We start from the raw sequence: 635 nt of genomic DNA, 5'->3' as shown, positions 1-635 counted from the left end.
GGTCGACTCATCTGGGGGCGCCTACGCCATGAACGCGTGCTCGGTCTGATCCGGAATCCCTCGTATGCGGGCGTCTATGTCTTCGGCCGTTACCAATATCGTCAGCGCATCACGCCTCAGGGAGAGGTCCATAAGCGCGTGCAGCCGGTACCCAAGGAGGACTGGCGTGTCCATCTGCCCGATCATCACGAAGGCTATATCACCCCGGAGGAATTCGAGCGCAACCAGGCGCGCCTAGCGCTCAATCGGACCAACGGCGAAGGTACCGTGCTCAGCGGTGCGGCGCGTGAAGGATTGGCGCTGCTGCAGGGGATGCTTATTTGTGGCTGCTGTGGCCGGGCTCTGACCATGCGCTACCAGGGTAACGGTGGCATTTATCCGTTGTACCTTTGCAATGCGCGACGCCGCGAGGGTCTGGCGACAACCGATTGCATGAGCGTGCGCAGCGACCTGCTCGACAACGCGATCGGCGAAGCAGTGCTCGCGGCCCTGCGGCCAGCCGAACTCGAACTCGCCGTGACCGCCCTGCACGAACTCGAGCAGCGTGATCACGCCATCATGCGTCAGTGGCATATGCGCATCGAACGCGCCGAGTATGAGGTCGCGCTTGCCGAGCGTCGCTATCAGGAATGCGA

At 62.5% G+C, this 635-nt stretch carries 1 protein-coding gene; it reads left to right on the top strand.

Translation table 11 applies throughout. From position 1 onward, the window contains the following. Positions 1-36 precede the first annotated feature (36 nt). The coding region (locus J8I82_RS37895; protein ID WP_284183262.1) for a recombinase family protein at positions 37-635 on the top strand (599 nt) is incomplete at its 3' end.

The organism is Cupriavidus consociatus, assembly GCF_017814975.1.
Lineage (GTDB): Bacteria > Pseudomonadota > Gammaproteobacteria > Burkholderiales > Burkholderiaceae > Cupriavidus > Cupriavidus consociatus.
The sequence above is the reverse complement of the archived record's forward strand: the minus strand, read 5'-3'. Positions and strand labels throughout refer to the sequence as shown.